The 18,121-nt window shown below is 69.4% G+C and carries 6 protein-coding genes; all 6 read right to left on the reverse strand.

Features of this window, described 5'->3' with window-relative positions; translation table 11 throughout:
* Positions 1-25: 25 nt before the first annotated feature.
* From BLU09_RS17700 to BLU09_RS17725, 6 genes are read right to left on the reverse strand one after another with little or no spacing between them, the layout of a single operon-like run.
* Positions 26-496, reverse strand: a complete 471-nt coding sequence (locus BLU09_RS17700) for a hypothetical protein (RefSeq protein WP_244171813.1) — start codon at positions 494-496, stop codon at positions 26-28.
* Positions 496-1,659 (reverse strand): ArsA family ATPase, encoded by a 1,164-nt coding sequence (locus tag BLU09_RS17705; protein ID WP_090490718.1) that lies wholly within the window; start codon positions 1,657-1,659, stop codon positions 496-498. Before BLU09_RS17705 ends, BLU09_RS17700 begins: the two co-directional genes overlap by 1 nt.
* Before the next feature lie 18 nt (positions 1,660-1,677).
* Positions 1,678-2,757 carry a patatin-like phospholipase family protein gene (locus tag BLU09_RS17710; RefSeq protein ID WP_090490719.1) on the reverse strand — a complete coding sequence of 360 codons (1,080 nt, stop codon included), beginning with the start codon at positions 2,755-2,757 and terminating at the stop codon, positions 1,678-1,680.
* Positions 2,757-7,064 carry a non-ribosomal peptide synthetase gene (locus tag BLU09_RS17715; protein WP_090490720.1) on the reverse strand — a complete coding sequence of 1,436 codons (4,308 nt, stop codon included), beginning with the start codon at positions 7,062-7,064 and terminating at the stop codon, positions 2,757-2,759. The genes BLU09_RS17710 and BLU09_RS17715 overlap by 1 nt, the downstream gene beginning before the upstream one ends.
* Complete coding sequence (locus BLU09_RS17720) at positions 7,061-12,550, reverse strand: type I polyketide synthase (RefSeq protein WP_090490721.1); 5,490 nt, start codon at positions 12,548-12,550, stop codon at positions 7,061-7,063. The genes BLU09_RS17715 and BLU09_RS17720 overlap by 4 nt, the downstream gene beginning before the upstream one ends.
* A 7-nt stretch (positions 12,551-12,557) precedes the next feature.
* Entirely contained in the window at positions 12,558-18,119 is a 5,562-nt protein-coding gene (locus BLU09_RS17725) for a type I polyketide synthase (RefSeq protein ID WP_090490722.1), read from the reverse strand.
* Positions 18,120-18,121 lie beyond the last annotated feature (2 nt).

An 18,121-nucleotide genomic window follows, 5' to 3' on the forward strand; every position in this document is an offset into this window, starting at 1 on the left:
ACACTGCCCACCCCTTTCGCTTCGACTAGCTGATGGAGATCTTTTCCAGCGGTTCCGGTGCAGGGCTGGACGCAGCGGCCGGGCTGCTTGAATCCGGGGAGGTAGCGCTCTCCGGAGGCGCACGGCGGTCACTGGGCCGGGCGCCAGCCTCGGAACCCGTCGTCCCCTTCGGCCGCTTCGCGAGGATCAGGTCCCCCGCCTTCTGGAGCACGTCGCCAAACGACACGCCGGACCGGTGCGGCTGGCCCGCCGCCGGAGCCGTGTGCGCCTGCTTCGCCCGGTCCTCGATGGCCGCGTCGATGTGCTGCAGCTCGTGAATCTGCGCATCGAGGATGTGCGCGACGCCCTTGAGCGCCTCCTGCTTCGCGCGGAAGAGCTGCTGCACCAGGCCTCGCCCGCCCGGAATCAGGGCGTTGGTGAGCTCGGCGAACCGAGCGCCGTACTCCGGCGAAGCGCCAAAGGAACCCTGCGGATAACGATCATCTTGCGTGGACATCAAACACCTCTTTCTGTTTGGAAACTCACGATGAGCCGGTCACCCTCCATGCGGGCGCCCGACGTCGGGAGGAGTGCAATCATCCGAGGCAACACGACGTTGCGCCGGACGGCCCCGACCTGGATGACGAACTCCGCGCCGCGGCGGGAGAGCTCGACATCGCTCTTCGCCACGAAGGGGAGCCGCACCTCCAGCGAGTACGCATCCACTGCGTCCTTGCGGATGCCCAGGGCAGGCTGCGGGGCCGTGAGACGGACAGGGTCCTCTCCCTGGTAGAGCTGCTCCGCGAAGACCTCCAGCGGCTTCTCCCCCACCACCTCCGTGGACTGGTGCGGGACCTTCAACACCAGCAGCGACGAAAAGGCGCGCTGGAGCTTCTCGACGTGTGCCTGCTGCGTCCGCACCTGCTCGGAGCCGGCGTCGGCGGCTTCCGGTGCGAGTCGGTTGATGACGACGCAGTCCACCGCGAGGCCCAGCAGGCTGAAGTACGTGTACGCCCGCTGCGCCTCCTGTCCGGACACCGTGTCCGCGGTGGTCACCAGCCGGAGGGTCGTCACCTCCGGGTCGTGCAGCAGCGCGTCCACGGCGTTCAGCCGGTCGCGAACCTCCAGGCTCGCGTCCGCGCCGTGGAGGCTCGCCGCCAGCAGGCGTGCCTTGCGCCCCGGCTGCGTGGGGGTCTGCTGCTTGCGTGCGTACCAGCTCATCGCTGGCACGGTGTTGAGCAACTGCAGGGCGGTGCGGGTGGACGGGCAATCCACGATGACGAGGTCGTGCTGCTGCTCGCGGAGGTACTCGCCCAGCCGGAGGAGCATGACGACGTGGGCCGCCTCGGCCGTCATCGCCACCTCCTCCGCGTTCACGCGCTCCGGCCCGCCATCCACGAGTGCGGCCAGTCCGCCCTGGCCTCCGTTCCATCCCCGGCGGAGCTCTTCGCCAACGTCCACCTCGTGGAAGGACAGGTGGTCGTTGACGCCCACGGGAACGCCCCGGGGGCCAGCGAAGAGTGGACTCTCGACGCCCATGGCGGCGCTGAGGCCGCGAGACAGGTCGAACGAAAGCACGAGGGTCCGAAGCCCCCGGCGGGAAGCCGCGAGCCCCGTCGCTGCCGCCACCGTGGTCTTCCCGGAACCGCCGGTACCGGAGACAAGAATGATCCTGGCCATCTCAATCCACCTCTCGCGCTAGGCCGCCTTGGCCGCGTCAGACACCCAGCCCGACTTCCCGAGCCACGTCTGCGCACGGTTGAGCTGCGAGACGGTGGACTGGGTGCTCAGCAGGCTCTGGACGGTGGACTCCACCTGCTTGAGGTTCGCCGCGGAGAGCGTCTGGTCCACCACGGGATTCAGGCGGAAGTACTTCTTCCGAAGAATCATGCGGCACTGGTAGTCCGCCGCGTCCGAGCCGGCCTCCAGCATCATCTTCACGAGCACCATGGGGTCGTGGAAGTCCAGCAGCCACTTGGAGAAGCCCCAGTTGGCCACGCCCTTGCAGAAGTGCGGCGTGAGGTACGAAGACATGCAGCCGTTGCCCACCGACATCATCAGGATGTTCGTCAGGTCGGGCGGCTCCGTCTCCAGCGTCTCCACCTTCTCCGAGCGGCTCTTGCGGGTGATGTTGTTGATGATCTGCGCCAGCGCCACCAGCGACGGGTTGTTGGCGAAGATGCCGCCGTCGACGTAGCCGCTGCCCTGCTCCCGGATGCCCTGGTAGACGGGATAGGAGAGCGGAGGCGAACCGCTGCGCATCAGCACGTCCACCACCAGCTCGTTGTGGTCGGAGTCGTTGTCCGGACCGGTGTTGTGGAAGATCTTGGCCTTCCAGGTCCGCAGCGACTTGCGGTGGCCGTCGAGCTGGAAGGACGGCAGCGCCACCTTCCGCTTCAGGTCTCCCAGGCGCAACGTGGCGCCAAAGTAGCTGCAGAAGAAGTCGCGCATGTAGCTGGAGTCGAGCAGCGCGGCGTTGCCCGTCAGCGCCATGGCCGTCCGCCCCAGCGACACCGCCTTGCGGTTCATCTGGACGACCTCCCCCCAGAAGTCGAGGATCTTGGGGAAGGCGTCATCGGGGTTCTCATAGGTGGCGAAGAACGCTGCGTTGAAGGACCCCGCGGACGTGCCGGAGAACAGCTCCACGTCGTTCAGCAGGCTCTGCCCGCCTCCGCGGCTGGTCAGCGTCTCCTTCAACGACTTGAGCAAGCCCGCGGTGACATACCCCTCACCGCCGGAAATAGACGTACCATCCATTGCTAGGACTCGGTGCGGCATTACATGACCTCCATGGGGAGCTGCGCAGCCAGCCCCGTTGCTGGCATTTCCGCCCGAGACATTTCTGCGATTGGCGGGAGCGGCAAAACCCTATCCAGACATTTCTGTATTTCAATTGCAAGCACGGCGACATTCCGTTCATCCATGATGAGCGTCATGTGATTGCCTGGAACCGGTATCACTTCCGTCCCCGCGAGCGCGAATCTGCGCACACTGTCGACGAGCGGATCGCCTCCAATCGTCACCGGACCCGTCCTGAAAAGTGTGGCGGAGCCTCCATACGAAGAGAACGTATAGAGTTGCTCCGAACGGCGTGTTGCCAGGAAATTCCGGGCCGTCAGCGCGCTGTCTCGCAAGAAACGCCACAGGTATGAATACTGCCCATCTGTATCCCGACGAAGCAGGTCTGCCCATGACTCGGGCAGGCTGATTCCCATCCATTCGCCTATCAATCTCAGGCTGGCGTAGTCCCGCGGCATCTGGGCCTCCCCCAGCACCTTGATGAGCTGGGAGCCCGCGGGAATCTCCTGCGGGGTACCGTCGTGCCCGGCCAGCCGGTCCAGCGCCGCACCGTCAATCAAGCCGAGCAGCGCCACCTGTTCCCCGAGCGCTTCGAGCTGCCGCGCCATTTCACTGACGACGAGCCCTCCGTAGGACCAGCCCGCAATCCGGTACGGCCCGCGCGGCTGGACCTGCCGCAGGGCCGCCACATACAGCGCGGCGGTGTCCTCGATGGTCTCCGGTGGCAGCTGGTCGTCCATGACGCCAGGCATCTGGAAGCCGAACACGGGCTGCTCCGCGTCCAGGTGGCGGGCCAGGGCGACGTAGACGGCCGGGCTGCCAGCGGACGGCGGGGTGAGGAACAGCGGCGGTTTGTGTCCGAGGGGCTTCAGCGCCACCACACAGGCGGGCAGTTGGCGAATCAGCGCGGTGACCTTGCTGGAGTGTTCGTCAATCCAGTGCGCCAGGGCCTCCACGGAGGGCCGATCGAACACCTCGTTGAGGGGCACCTCGATGCCCAGCTTCGCGGAGATGCGCGAGATGAGCGTGACGGCGAGGAGCGAGTGGCCTCCCAGCTCGAAGAAGCTGTCGGTGGGGGCCACGGAGCTCAGGCCCAGGAGTTCGCCGAACAGCGCCTGGAGTTGCCGCTCCGTCTCGGTCCGCGCTTCCGTGCGGGCCAGCGCGCTGGCGACGGGGGCCTCGGATACCCCGGGCGGGAGCGCCTTGCGGTCAATCTTCCCGCTGGGCGTCAGCGGCAGCTCGGGGAGGACCGCGATGACCTCCGGCATCATGTACTCGGGCAACACCTCACGCAGGGACTTGCGCAGCTCCGCCCTCAGGTCACCGTTCTCCATCGACTGGGGCTGCACGTAGGCCACCAGGCGCGGTGCCCCGCTTGGAAGGCGTTGCAGGAGCACCGCGGCCTGGACGACGTCGGGATGGCGGCCCAGCGCGGCCTCCACCTCTCCCGCCTCGACGCGGTGACCGCGAATCTTGAGCTGGTCGTCCTGGCGGCCCAGGTATTCGATGCGGCCGTCGGAGAGGTACCGGGCGTGGTCCCCCGTGCGGTAGAGCCGCGAGCCCTCGAGCCCCCCGTCGAAGGGGTTGGGGACGAAGCGCTCCGCCGTCAGGTCCGGCCGGCGCAGATAGCCTCGGGCCAGCCCGACGCCGCCGATGTACAGCTCGCCGGGTACGCCAACGGGCACGGGCTGGAGGTACCGGTCCAGGATGTACAACCGCATGTGCGGGATGGGCCGGCCAATGGGCACCCGCTCCGGAGGGGGTGTTCCATCCGGCAGCAGTGTCTCGAAGCAGCACGCCACCGCGGCCTCGGTGGGGCCATACTCGTTGATGACGCGCGTGGGGAGACCCTGCTCCCGCCACGGGGCCAGGTCCACGCCGTGCAGCCCTTCCCCGCCCAGCACCACCGCATGGGTGCGGCCGAGCACCTCGCGCGTGCGCCCCAGGCCGTTGAAGGCCCGCAGGTGCGACGGCGTCATCTTGATGAAGCTGAAGCCCTGCTCGGGGTAGTCCCGGGACGTCAGCTGGTCGATTTCATGACCGCGTGGCACGAGGAACAGCGCGCGGCCCGCCAGGAGCGGCGCGAAGAGGCTCGTCAGCGTGCCGTCGAAGCTGACGGAGCCAATCACCGGGCTCCCCGTCCCTTCGCGAAGCCGGTAGGCGTCCACGCTCCAGCGCAGGTAGTTGACGATGCTCCGGTGCGTGATTTCCGTGCCCTTGGGCCGGCCCGTCGAGCCTGACGTGTAGAGGATGTAGGCCAGTTGGTCGGGGAGGACGTCACGGCGGAGCTGCTGGCCTGGCGCGGCGGGCACGCCCCGAACGCCTTCGTCCACGTGGAGCGTGACGAAGCCCCCCATGCCCCAGAGGCGCTCGGACAGCTTCGTGGAAGAAATCACCACCCGGGGCCGGGCATCCGCGACGATGTGGCGGAGCCGGTCCACGGGCTCGTCTGCGTCGAGCGCGAGGAACGCGCCCCCTGCCTTCATCACCGCCAGCAGGCTCACGATGAACTCCGCCGAACGGTCCAGGTAGACCCCGACCGCCACCTCCGGTCCCACGTCCAAATCCTGGAGTGACGCCGCGACCCGGTCGCTGAGCTGGTCGAGCTCGCCGTAGGTCAGCTCCCAGTCGTCCACGACGACGGCCACCGCATCCGGCGTGCGCAGCGCCTGAGCTTCGATGAGCGCATGGAGGCACGCGCCTTCCGCCTCCGGCGTCCCCGTGTCGTTCCACTGCCGGAGCACGCGCTCGCGGACATCCGCGGGGAGCACGGGCAGCTCGCCCACCGGCCGCTGGGGCTCGGCCACGAGCCCTTCGAGCAGCACCTGGAAGCAGTCCACGTAGTGCTGGATGGTGCCCTGCTCGAAGAGGTCGCGGTTGAACACCATCCGCGCCGACAACCGGTCGCCGTGGTCATCCACGAAGAGGTTGAGGTCGAAGCGCGATGATTCCGCCTCGAACTCGATCGGCCGCATGCGGAGGCCCGTCTCGTCCTGGGCCTCGCCGGAAGCGCGGACCCACGCAAAGACAACCTGGAACAACGGGTTGAAGCCCAGGCTGCGCGCGGGCCTCAGCTCCTCCACGAGCAGGTCGAAGGGCAGGTCCTGGTGAGCGAAGGCATCGAGCACCGTCTCACGCACGCGCTCCAGCACCGCGGCGAACCCCGGGTTGCCGCCGAGGTCCACCCGCATCACCAGGTTGTCCACGAAGAAGCCCACCAACGGCTCCAGCTCCGTGCGCGTCCGGTTGATGGAGTTCGCGCCCAGGACCAGGTCCTCACGCCCCGTGAGGCGGTGCAGGAGCACGAAGAACGCGCTCAGCATCCCCACGAAGGGCGTGGTGCGGGCCGTATGGCTCAGCGCCTTCAAGGCGGCGGTGAGCTGGGGGCCCACTTCAAAGCGCACCTCGCCGCCTCGGTTCGACTGCACCTTGGGGCGAGGATGGTCCGTGGGAAGCTCGAGCAGCGGAGGTGCCCCCTCCAGCTTCTTGCGCCAGTAGTCCACCAGCTTCTGGCGAACCTCGCCCTGGAGGTACTCCCGCTGCCAGACGGCGAAGTCGGAGTACTGGAGCGTCAGGGGCGGCAACGGCGAAGGTTGGCCACTGGCGAAGGCGCCATACAACGTCACGATTTCGCGGACGAGGATGGCCTGCGCCCATACGTCCGCCGCGATGTGGTGCAGGCAGAGCTGGAGGTACTGTCCCTGGGGTCCCCGCTCGATGATGAGCACACGCATCACGGGGCCCGTGGCCAGGTCGAAGGGCCGCTTGCCCTCACGCTGGAGGAAGGCCTCCACGCCCGCGGGCTCGGAGGCCAGCACCTCGCGCTCGTCGAGCACGCGGAAGTCGAACCGGGGCTCCGGGTCGACAATCTGGACCGGGACGCCCGCGTGCTCGGCATACCGCGTGCGCAGCACCTCATGGCGGCGGATGACCTCGGTGAAGCAGCGCTTCACGATGGCCACGTCGAGGTGCCCTTCGACCTGCAACGCCAGCATCAGGTTGTAGGCGGTGCTCCCAGGCTCCAAACGGTCGAGGAACCACAGCCGCGTCTGCCCATAGGAGAGCGGCGCGGGCCCGGTGCGTTGAACCGGGACGATGGGCGCCTCCTCCTGCCCCCGGTCATGGGCACGCAGGAGCTCGAGCAGCTCGGGTTTGTGTTCCGCCAGTGACTGCCGAAGCTCCGGGGTGGCGGCGCCTTTCGGTCCGCGCAGCCTCAGCGCGTCGCCCTCCACCCGGACTTCCAGGCCCCGCCGATTCAGCTCGGCGAGCAGTTCCCCCAGGTTCATACCGTCAACTCCTCGATGTCGGCTGCGGCCTCGGCCGCGGGAGCACGCGCGAGCAGCTCCTTGAGCTCGAGCTGGGTGCTCAGCGCATCCACAATCCCGTCGAGCGTGGTGCCGTCGATGAAACGCGCCATGAGCAGGTCCACTCCCAGCTCGCGGCCAATGCGGTTCTTCAGCTCGACCGCGCGCAGCGAATCGAGCCCCATCTCGTTCAAGGAAATCCTCTTCTGGAGGACCTCGTGGTCCGGGGCGAAGCCCAGCAAGGGCCCCAGCCGGCTCTGCACGTACCGTGTCAGCAGCGCGCGCCGACGCTCTCCGTCCGCCCGCTTCAGCTCGTCCATCAGCTCATGCATCCGCGAAGCCGCCGCGGACCGGGCCTGCTCACGGAGCATCAGCTCGGAGAACAAGGGGCCATGGCCGGGCGAAGGCCCCGCCTCCACCGAGGAGACGCTGAAGGGCACCACGCCCACCTGCACGGCTCCCTGCTCGAGCAGCTGTTCAAAGACCTGGAGCGCCACTTCGGGTGAGAGGCTGGCGGCATCCGACGCTTCCGGCCGGTCCGCGCTCTTGGCGGCCATGCCCGCGCCCGCCCACCGTCCCCAGTTGATGCTGAGGGCTGGCAGACCCTGGCGGTTCCGGTGGTGCGCCAGCGAGTCCAGGACACTGTTCGCCGCCACGTAGTTGGACTGCCCCGCCACGCCCACCAGCGAGGCCGCGGACGAGTACATGACGAAGAGGTCCAGCGGCATCCCGGCCGTGGCGAGGTGCAGGTTCAACGCGCCCTGCACCTTGGGCGCGAACACGCGCGAGAAGCGCTCCGCATCCTGGTGCAGGATGACGCCGTCCTCCAGCACGCCCGCCGTGTGGATGATGCCTCGCAGGGACTGGCCCCGCTCGGACACGCCCGCCACCAGCCGCTGCACGTCCTCCTGGCGAGAGACATCACCGCGTGCGACGGTGACGCCGACGCCCCGGGCGGTCAGCGCCGTGAGCCGAGCGTTCGCCGCGTCCGTGGGCTCGCTCCGTCCCACCAGCAGCAGGTGCCGCGCCCCGGCCCCCACCAGCCACTCCGCCGTCGCGAGCCCCAGCGCCCCCAGGCCTCCCGTGACGAGGTAGACGCCCTCCGGGTGGATACGCACGGGGGCCGCGCGTTCCGGTGGTTTGCCAGGACGCACGAGGCGCGCGCCCAGGAGCCGGCCGCCGCGCAGGGCCATGACGTTCTCCTGCGGCGGCTGCGCCATGAGGTGGAACAAGCGCTCCAGCGACTCGGAGCCCGGCTCCAGGTCGACCATGCGGCACATGAACTCCGTGTGCTCGATGGCCACCGCGCGGCCGAAGCCCCAGAGCGAGGCCTGAGCAAAGCCCTCCACCGCATCCGTGGACGTGGCGGCCACCGCGCTCTCCGTCACCATCCAGAAGGCAGGCGGCTGCGCCCAGCCGGCACGCGCCATCGCTTTCACGAGGTGAAGCGCGCCCACGGTGCTCGACGTCACCGCGCCGGAGAGGGCTTCGGGAGAACGGTCGCCGAGCCCCCACAGGTAGGCCACTGCCGCCGGAGCGGAGACGTCCTGGAGCAGCCGGTCAAAGCCCGCAGCGTCGTTGGGGTTCAGCCGGTAGTGGTTCGCGTCGACGCGCTCGTAGGACGCACCGGGCGTGGCCACCACGCAGGTCCACGCGCGTTGCCGCGCCAACGCCCTGACTTCGTCCGCGACGCGGTCCGAATCCACCAGCAACAGCCAGGGCCCGGACTGCGAAGCCACCTGGTCACGCGCGGAGGGCACGGGCTGCTCCCGCCACGCCAGCTCGAAGAGGAGCTCCTGCATCGCCCCCGAGAAGGCCGCCTGGAACGCACGGCGGTCGACCTGCTTCAGCAGCAGTCCTTCCACCTCGGCGACGACGGCGCCGTCCTCATCCAGGATGCGGAGGTCGGCGCTCACCAGTCCGTCAGAGAGCGACGTGCGCGCCCCGGTTCGGGCGTGCACCCAGATGCTGCTCCCGGGCCGCTTGAACCAACGCAACCGCTCGATGGCGACCGGAATGCGCCCCTGCCCTTCGCTTCCCACCTGCGCGCCGCCGTCCGTGAACGCCGCCGCCGCCGTCTGGAAGCATGCGTCGAGCAGCAACGGATGCAGCCAGTAGTCCCCCAAACCGATGACGAGCGCATCGGGCAGCCGCACGTGGGCGAGGCATCCCTCCCCGCCGAACCGCAGCGCATCGATGCCTCGGAACGAAGGGCCGTACTCCAACCCACCGCGCGCCATCATGTCGTAGTGCGCGCTGACGGAGCCCTGCCGGGGGAACGCCTGCAACAGCTCCGACTCCAGGGCCACGTTCTCCGGCTGCGTGCGGTTCTCGGTGATGCGGCCTTGCGCCAGCCGGGCCCAATTCCGGTCCGCCGTCCCCGTCGCCTGCCCGAAGATTTCAAAGCGGGAGCCCTGCTCCTCGGGCGTCAGCACCGTCTGGACGTCCTGTGACTGTCCCTCGGCGAAGACCAACGCTCGCTCCAGCTCGATGGCCGTGAGCTCCAGAGGTTTCCCGCCGGACGTCGCGTGGTGTGCGGCGCCGAGCGCCATCTCGACGTAGCAGGCGGCTGGCAGCACTGGGTTGCCCAGCACACGATGCTCCGCGATGAAGGCGGGCTCGTCCCTGCTCAGCCGGGCCGCGAAGCGCGTTTCCTTCGCTCCCGCGAGCGACAGCGGTGTCCCCGGCAGGGAGTGCGCCTCGCCTCGCGCGGCATCGTCACGCGCCGCAAAGCCCCGGCGATTCTCGGAGCTTTGCAAGTCCATCCAGTAGCGCTCGCGTTGGAAGGGATGCGTCGGCAAGCAGCGCGGGCGCCGCTCGAAAGGCGCATCGAACGCAGCCCAATCCACGTCGAAGCCACGCATGTACAGCTCCGCCACGCTGGAGAGCAGCTGCGCTGTCTCTCCGGTGGACGGACGCAGGCTGGGGAGCCAGCACAGGTCTTCCGACTGGAACGTCCTACGGCCAATGCCAGCCAGGATGGGCGCAGGTCCCAGCTCCAGGTAGGTCCGGTGCCCGTCCTCCCGCGACGCCTCCAGCGCCTTGGCGAAGGCGACGGGCTCTCGAATCTGGCGGCACCAGTAATCGGGCCGGGAGACTTCGTCGCCGACACGCCGGCCCTCCAGCGTGGACACCAGCGGGATGCGCGGCGCCGACAGCGTGAGCCCTTGGAAGGCCTCGGCGAATGGCTTCAGCACGGGCTCCATCTGCGTGGAGTGGAAGGCGTAGGACATCCGCAGACGCTTCGTCTGGATGCCCTGACTCGACAGCGCCTGCTCCACCTCCGTGATGGCTTCGGGCGTCCCGGAGATGACCACGTCATCAGGGCCGTTGACCGCCGCCAGGGAGGCCGCGCCGGCGTGCGGCGCGATGGCCCGGTTCACTGTGTCGAGCGAAGCAGAGACCGCCAGCATCGCGCCGGGGCCCAGCAGCTCGCCGATGAGCCGCGCGCGCGTCACGACCAGACGCAGCGCCTCCTCGATGCTGAACACCCCCGCGACAGCGGCCGCGGCATACTCTCCCAGGCTGTGCCCGATGAGGGCCGCTGGCGTGACGCCCCAAGCCCCCCACAGCTCCGCCAACGCATACTCCAGCGCAACCAGCGCGGGCTGCGCGTGGCGCGTGTCCTCCAGGAGCGTCGCCGAGGAGTCACCGAAGAGGAGCGCTTCGAGGCTGCAATCGAGCAGGCCCTCCAGCGCCTTCGAGCACCGCTCCACCGCTGCCCGGAACACCGGCTGCGTCTCGAAGAGTTCCCGTCCCACGCCAGGGCGAAGCGCGCCCTGCCCCGTGAAGAGGAAGACAGGCCGGGGGCTCTCCGTTCCGCGCAGGGGTTCGCGCGCCGGGCGCAGCTTCTCTTCGCGCAGCCGCGTCAGGTTCGCGCGCAGCTCCGCGGCCGTGGCGCCCGAAACAGCGGCGCGGTGCTCGAACTGGGAGCGGCCCGTGTTTGCCGTGTAGCACCAGTCTCCCAGCGTCAGCGGGTCCTCCGGCAGTGCGCGTTCCTGCGCTTCCATCAGCGCTTCGAGCGCGGCTTCACTCTTCGCCGACAGCGTCAGCACATGGGCCGGACGCTCCGCATCCACGCGGGGCCGCGCCAACACGGGGGCTTCTTCCACGACCATGTGCACGTTGGTGCCGCTGAAGCCGAAGCTGCTGACGCCCGCGATGCGGCGCTTGTCACCGCGCAGCCAGGGCCGCGTGGCCGTGGGGATGGTGACGGGCAGGTCGTCCCAGCGGATGTTCGGATTGGGCCGCTCGAAGTTCAGGTGGGCGGGGATGGCCTCGTTCTGCAACGCGAGCAGGACCTTGATGAGCCCCGCGATGCCGGCGGCGGCCTCCAGGTGCCCGATGTTCGTCTTCACCGAGCCGACGTACAGCGGCTCACCGCGAGCGCCCTTGCGCCCGAAGACGGACCGCAGCGCCTCCATCTCGATGGGGTCACCGAGCAGCGTCCCTGTCCCGTGGGCCTCGATGTAGCCCACCTGGTCCGGCTCCACGCCGCAGCTGTCCAGGGCCGCCCGGATGACGCGCTCCTGCGAGCGTCCGTTCGGCACCATCATCCCGCTGCTGCGGCCGTCATGTGTGACCGCCGAGCCCCGGATGACGCCGAGGATGGCATCGCCATTGGCCAGCGCGTCCGACAGGCGCTTGAGCACGACGACGCCGCAACCCTCGCCGCGCCCGAAGCCGTCCGCGGAGGCGTCGAACGTCTTGCAGCGGCCATCCGCCGCCAGCATGCGGTTCTGGCACTCCACCATCACCGTGACGGGAGAGAGGTTCAGGTTCGCGCCCGCGGCGAGCGCGAGGTCGCTCTCGTCGTTGCGGAGGCTCTGACAGGCCAGGTGGATGGCGACCGCGGACGACGAGCACGCCGTGTCCACGGAGACCGCGGGCCCCTGAAGGCCCAGCGTGTGGGAGATGCGCCCCGCGGCGACGGACGGGTAGTTGAGCGACGCCGAGTGGAACTCCATGTTCTCGGCGATGCCCAGCAGGTTGTAGTCGTTGTGCATCAGCCCCAGGAAGATGCCGGTGCGGCTCCCGGTGAGGCCGGCGGGCGGAATGCCGGCGCGCTCCAGGGCTCGCCAGCACTCCTCCAGCAACAAGCGCTGCTGTGGGTCCATGCCCTTGGCGTCACGCGGCGTGATGCCGAAGAAGCCAGGGTCGAACAGGTCGACGCCGTCGATGAAGGCGCCTCGGCGCGTGTACATCTTTCCCGGGACACCGGGCGTGGGGTCGTAGAACGCGTCGACGTCCCAGCGTGAGGCTGGCACCTCCCGTGTCGCGTCGCGGCCCTCGGCGAGCAGCTCCCAGAACGTCTCTGGCAGGTCACCTCCGCCGGGGAAGCGACAGGACATGCCCACCACGGCGATGGGCTCGGCCGCCAGCAGCTCCTTCTTCGAGCGCAGCTGGCTCGCGAGGTACGCGAGCTTGACGACAGGCAATTCGGAAATGCGTGTAGATAGTTTCGCCATCAGAGTCTCATCTGGTGAGCGCGCTCTCCAGCTCCTGGTCGATGAGGGACGTCAGCTCCTGCTCTGACAGCCCTTGAATCTCCGCGGAGAGCGCGCCCTGCGCCTCCCGCGATGCTTCCTGCTTCTTCTGAACCTCGGTCCCCAGCTCCAGCTCCTCGGCCAGATGCGCGACGAGTCCGTTCACGGTGGGGAAGTCGAAAATCAGCGTCGAACGCAGGCTTCGCCCGAGGCTGCTCGCGAGCCGGTTCTTGATTTCGATGGCCAGCAGCGAATCGACGCCCAGCTCGAACAGGCGCTCGTTTCCGGACAGCCGCTCCGACTCCGGCATGCCCAACGTCGCGGACACCTGCCCCGCGACGTGCTGACGCAGCAGCTCCGCCTTGCGATTCGGCGGCGCCGCGTCCAACTGCGCGCGGAAGGCCGGCGCTTGCACACGCTGTGGCACGCTCCCCAGCAAGCCCTGGACGAGCGCCTGCCGCGCGAGCCCTGGCAGCTGCTCCGCCAGCCGCGTCCAGTCCACGGGGAAGACGCCCCACTGGACTTGCGCGCTCCCGATGAGGCGCTCCAGCACGCTGAAGCCCTGCTGGACGGGGATGGCGCCGAAGCCCTGCGCCCCCGGCCGCGCGGAGGCTGCCCGCTCCAGCCGCGCCGCCATGCCCGTCTCCGCCCACGAGCCCCAGTTGAGCGTCAGCGCGGGCAGCCCCTCCGCGTGGCGCAGATGGACCAGCGCATCGAGGAAGGCATTCGCGGCGACGTAGTTCGACTGGCCCGGAGACCCGATGAGGGATGCGGCGGACGAGAAGCAGACGAAGAAGTCCAGCGCCATGCCCTGGCTGAGCGCATGGAGGTTCCACGCGCCCTGAAGCTTGGGGGCCAGCACCTCCCGGAACTGCTCGGGTGTCTGGTTGGCGAGCGTTCCGTCGCGGAGGACGCCCGCCGAATGGATGATGCCGCGCACGGGCGGGGCTTCGCGCAGGCTCGCGAAGAGGTCCGCCATGGCGTCGTGAGATGCGATGTCCACCCGTGCGACCCGCACCTTCACGCCCTGGGCCTCGAGCGCATCGAGCTGGGCGCGGGCTTCAGGCGCCGGAGCACTGCGCCCCATCAGGACCAGATGCCGTGCGCCCTGCGCCGCCAACCAGTTGGCGGCACGCAGACCGAGTCCCCCCAGGCCTCCCGCGACGAGATAGGTGGCCTCCGCGACGATGGACACCTTCTTCGCCGCGACCGACCGTGAACGGGCCCGCTCGAGCCGGGGGGTGTAGAGACCGCCGCCACGAATGGCAGCGCCGGACTCTCCATCCGGCAACGCGAGCGCCCGCACGAAGGTGCCCACGTCATCGGACCGGGGCTCCGCGGGCAGGTCGATGCGGAGGCACCGCAGTTCGGGCAACTCCGTCGCCACGGCCTGTCCGAAGCCCCACAGCGGCGCCTGCGCGACGCGGGCGCCGTGCGTATCGGAAGGCAGGCTTTGCGTGCCTCGCGTCACCAGCACCAGCCGGGGCAACGCGCCCTGCCCATGTGCCAGGGCCTGCGTCAACCGCAGCGCGCCCAGGCACCCCGACTCCTGAGCCGCGTCGAGCCTGGCGCCCGCGTCACCCGCCTGGCCCCCCTCATCGAGGCCCCAGAGGTACAACAGCCCCGTGGGAGGCTGATTCGCCCACGCCTCGACCAGCCGCGCAGGGTCCTCCGGGTTGGTGGGATTGATGCGGAAGCCCTCTGGCGTGCTGCTGAACGACGCCCCCTTGCGAACCAACGTGCAGCGCTCGCCACGCTGCGAGAGCACCTGCACCAGGTCCGAGGCGAAGTCGTCCTCGCTGGCGAAGACGGCCCAATGTTGCTTCGCGGAGTGGGCTTCCTCCGGGACGGCACGCGACACCCAGTTGAGGCGGTACAGCCAGTCCTGGAAGTCGTTGTCGAGCCCACGCAGCAACACGTCGCGTTCGGCCTTGCGCACCGAGAACCCGGACACGACGGCCACCACGGCGCCATCGTCGTCACACAGGGTCAGGTCCGACGCGGAGAAGCCCTCCTGTCCCTCCCGGGGAGGCTGCGCCGCATACGTCCAGACCCGCTCCGGAAGCGGCCGGTACAGGTCCAGCGTCTGCAAGGCCACGGGGAGGTGCAGCGCGTCTTCCGCTGTGAGCTGCGACACCGCCGCCGCCGTGCGCAAGCAGCCGTCGAAGAGCGCCGGGTGGACGCGGTAGTGCCCGCTCCGGTCTTCCACCTGGCCCAACGACAGCGCGGCCCCAGTCCCCCGATGCAGCGACGTCAGCACGCGCAGGGACGGCCCATAGTCGAGCCCGTGGTGCGTGAAGACGGCGGAGAGTTCATCGATGGAGACAGGCGTCGAGCAGTCACGGCCCCACGCCGCCCGATCCACCGATGGGGCCACGGCGCTCAGTGCCGACACCCGGCACGTCACATGGGTGACCCAGGCCGCGCGCGCGCCGCCCCCGCCCTCCTCCGAGCGCTCGTCCCCCCGGCTCACCACCTTGCACGCAAGGCCCGCCTCGCCCTGGTCTTCCAGCAACGTCTGGACGACCCGCGTCTGCTGTTCGGGGAGCACCAGCGGCTGGAGCAGGGAGATGTCCTCCAGCCGCAGCGACTCTGTTCCGAGCACCTGCGCCGCCGCCGAGGCCAGCATCTCCACGTAGGCCGCCGCGGGGACCACCGCCTTGCCGTACACCCGATGGTCCGCCACGAAAGGCAGGGTTCCCGCCGACAGCTCACTGGAGAAGACGGTCGTTCCCTCCTTCAGAGCGGCGGATTCCAGACGCGTCCCCAGCAACGGGTGAGTCGACGCACGGCGCGACGTGCGCGTCCACGGCGCGGGCACGTCCAGCCAGTACCGCTGCCGCTCGAAGGGATAGGTCGGCAGGGCCTTGCGGGTCCGCCCATAGCCCGCATCGAAGCGCTCCCAGTCCAGCCTGGCGCCGCGCACATACAGCTCGGACATCGCGCGGAGCAGGCCGGCCCAGTCGGAGCGACGCGGGTGAAGCGTCTCCAGCCACAGCGCTTCTTCACCCGCCACCACGTCCCGCGCGAGGTTGGACAGCGAGGGCTTGGGACCCACCTCCAGGAACACACGCACCCCGCGCTGGAGGAGCGTCCGGATGCCCTCCTCGAAGCGCACGGGCTGGAGGACATGCCGAGACCAGTAGGCCGGCTGGGTGATGGCCTCGCCTGCTTCGCGCCCGTCGAGGTTCGAGATGAGGGGAAGGCGCGGCTTCTGGAAGGTGGCGCGGCTCGCGGCCCGCTCGAACTCCGCCAGCATGGACTGCATCAGCGGGGAGTGGAACGCGTGTGACACCTTCAGTCGCCGGCTCTCGATGCCCGCCTCCACGAGCGCCTGGACCACGATTTCGATGGCCGTGCTGTCCCCCGAGATGACGGTGTTCCGCGGCCCGTTGATGGCCGCCAGCGTCACCCGGGGATGCCCGGCGATGAGCGGCAGCACGCGCGATGGCTCGGCGAACACGGCCAGCATCGCGCCGCGCTCGGGCAGCGCCTGCATCAGCCGAGCGCGCTCAGCCACCAGGGGCAAGCCGACCTCGGGCTCCAGGACACCCGCGAACATGGCCGCCGCGTACTCGCCCACGCTGTGGCCCAGGACCGCGTCGGCGCGCAGTCCCCACGCTCGCAGCAGGTGCGCCAACGCCAGCTCCAGCGCCACCAGCGCTGGCTGGGTGTATCGCGTCTCGTCCAGCGCCCCTTCCGTGTCCTGGAAGAGCACCTCGGTGAGCGGCCGTTCCAGGTGCGGCTTCAGGATGCCCTCGAAGCGCAGGAGTTCCCGGCGGAACTCGGGCTGCGTGTCGAACAGCTCCCGGCCCATGCCCGCGTACTGGGAGCCCTGGCCCGTGAAGAGGAACGCGACGCGCGGTGCCTCGGCGTCGCGGCGGCCTTCCACGCAGGTCCCGGGGACGGTGGGCGCTCCACGGCTGAACGCGCGCAGCGCCTCGGTCAGCGCCTCGGAGGTTGAAGCCGTGAAGGCCGCGCGCTCTTCCATGGCGCTCCGGCCGGTGTTCGCCGTGTGGCAGACATCCGCGAGCCCTTCCGCGGGGCCCAGCGACAGCTCCTCCGCGATGGACCCGGCCAGCCTGCGAAGACTGGCGTTCGAGCGTGCGGAGAGCGCCAGGACGTGCCGCGGGCGTTCCACATCCCGGACCGGAGACTTCGGCCGTGGCGCGGACTCCAGGACGACGTGCGCGTTCGTCCCCGAGAAGCCAAACGAGCTCACCGCCGCGAAGCGCGACTCCGTCCCCTGCCACGGACGGCGCGCGGTCGGCACTTCGATGGCCAGTTGCTTCCAATCCACATGCGGCGTGGGCGTGCGCAGGTGGAGATGCGGCGGGACCTCCTCGTTCGCCAGGCACAGCGCGGATTTGATCAACCCCGCGATACCGGACGCACCTTCGAGGTGCCCCATGTTCGTCTTCACCGAGCCGGCCATCAGCGGCTGCTGCCGTCCCGTCCTGTCGCAGTAGACAGACGCGAGGGCCTCCAGCTCGATGGGGTCGCCCAGCGACGTCCCCGTCCCGTGGGCCTCGACGTAGCCCACCTTCGCGGGCTCCACCTGTCCGTCCCGCAGGGCATCCCGGATGACGCGCTGCTGGGCAAGCCCGTTGGGTACCGTGAGCCCGCTGGTCCGCCCATCCTGGTTCACCGCCGAGCCGCGAATCACCGCGACGATGGGGTCCCCATCCGCGATCGCGTCCGACAGGCGCCGCAGGAAGACGAGCCCACAGCCCTCCCCTCGCCCGATGCCGTTCGCCGAGGCGTCGAAGGTCTTGCACCGGCCATCGGGCGACAGCATGTGCGTGCGCGACTCAATCAGCGTCGCGACGGGAGAGAGGACCAGGTTCACCCCGCCCGCCAGCGCGAAGTCGCTCTCCCGCTGACGCAGGCTGCGGATGGCCAGGTGCACCGCGACCAGTGACGAGGAGCACGCGGTATCGACCGTGAGGCTGGGCCCTTCGAGCCCGAAGGAATACGACAGACGTCCCGCGGCGACGCTCGCGCCATTTCCCGCGCCCGTGTGGGCGTCGATGAGCTCCGGGGACTGGGTGGCAATCTGCGTGTAGTCCTGCCCCATCAGCCCGACGAACACGCCAGTCCGCGTCCCGCTCAGGCTCGTCGGGTTCCGGCCGGCACGCTCCACGGCCTCCCAGGCGACCTCCAGCAACAGCCGGTGCTGCGGGTCCATCCGCGCCGCCTCACGCGGGGAGATGCCGAAGAAGCGCGGTTCGAACTGGTCGATGTCCCTCAGGAAGCTCCCGTGGCGCGTGTAGATGCCACCGGGATGGTCCGGGTCGGGGTGGAAGAAGCTGTCCGCGTTCCACCGGTCGGATGGAATCTCGGTGACGGCGTCCACGCCCTCGGAGAGCAGGCGCCAGTATTCGCCAGGGCTGCCAACGCCCCCCGGGAAACGGCAGCCGATGCCGACAATGGCAATGGCCCCGTGCTTTTCCTGCTCATGGGCATCGAGCTTCGACTGCGTCTCCTGCAACTTCAGGAGTGCGCGCTTCATCAGCTCGCCGTAGCTCGTATCGCTTCCTTGCGCTGACATCG

The organism is Myxococcus virescens (assembly GCF_900101905.1).
GTDB classification, from domain to species: domain Bacteria; phylum Myxococcota; class Myxococcia; order Myxococcales; family Myxococcaceae; genus Myxococcus; species Myxococcus virescens.

What these genes read in the sequence shown, in the direction of transcription:
- BLU09_RS17700 (WP_244171813.1), bottom strand. Translation starts at nt 496, where the DNA reads ATGTCCACGCAAGATGATCGTTATCCGCAGGGTTCCTTTGGCGCTTCG.
- BLU09_RS17705 (WP_090490718.1), bottom strand. Translation starts at nt 1,659, where the DNA reads ATGGCCAGGATCATTCTTGTCTCCGGTACCGGCGGTTCCGGGAAGACC.
- BLU09_RS17710 (WP_090490719.1), bottom strand. Translation starts at nt 2,757, where the DNA reads ATGCCGCACCGAGTCCTAGCAATGGATGGTACGTCTATTTCCGGCGGT.
- BLU09_RS17715 (WP_090490720.1), bottom strand. Translation starts at nt 7,064, where the DNA reads ATGAACCTGGGGGAACTGCTCGCCGAGCTGAATCGGCGGGGCCTGGAA.
- BLU09_RS17720 (WP_090490721.1), bottom strand. Translation starts at nt 12,550, where the DNA reads ATGGCGAAACTATCTACACGCATTTCCGAATTGCCTGTCGTCAAGCTC.
- BLU09_RS17725 (WP_090490722.1), bottom strand. Translation starts at nt 18,119, where the DNA reads ATGTCAGCGCAAGGAAGCGATACGAGCTACGGCGAGCTGATGAAGCGC.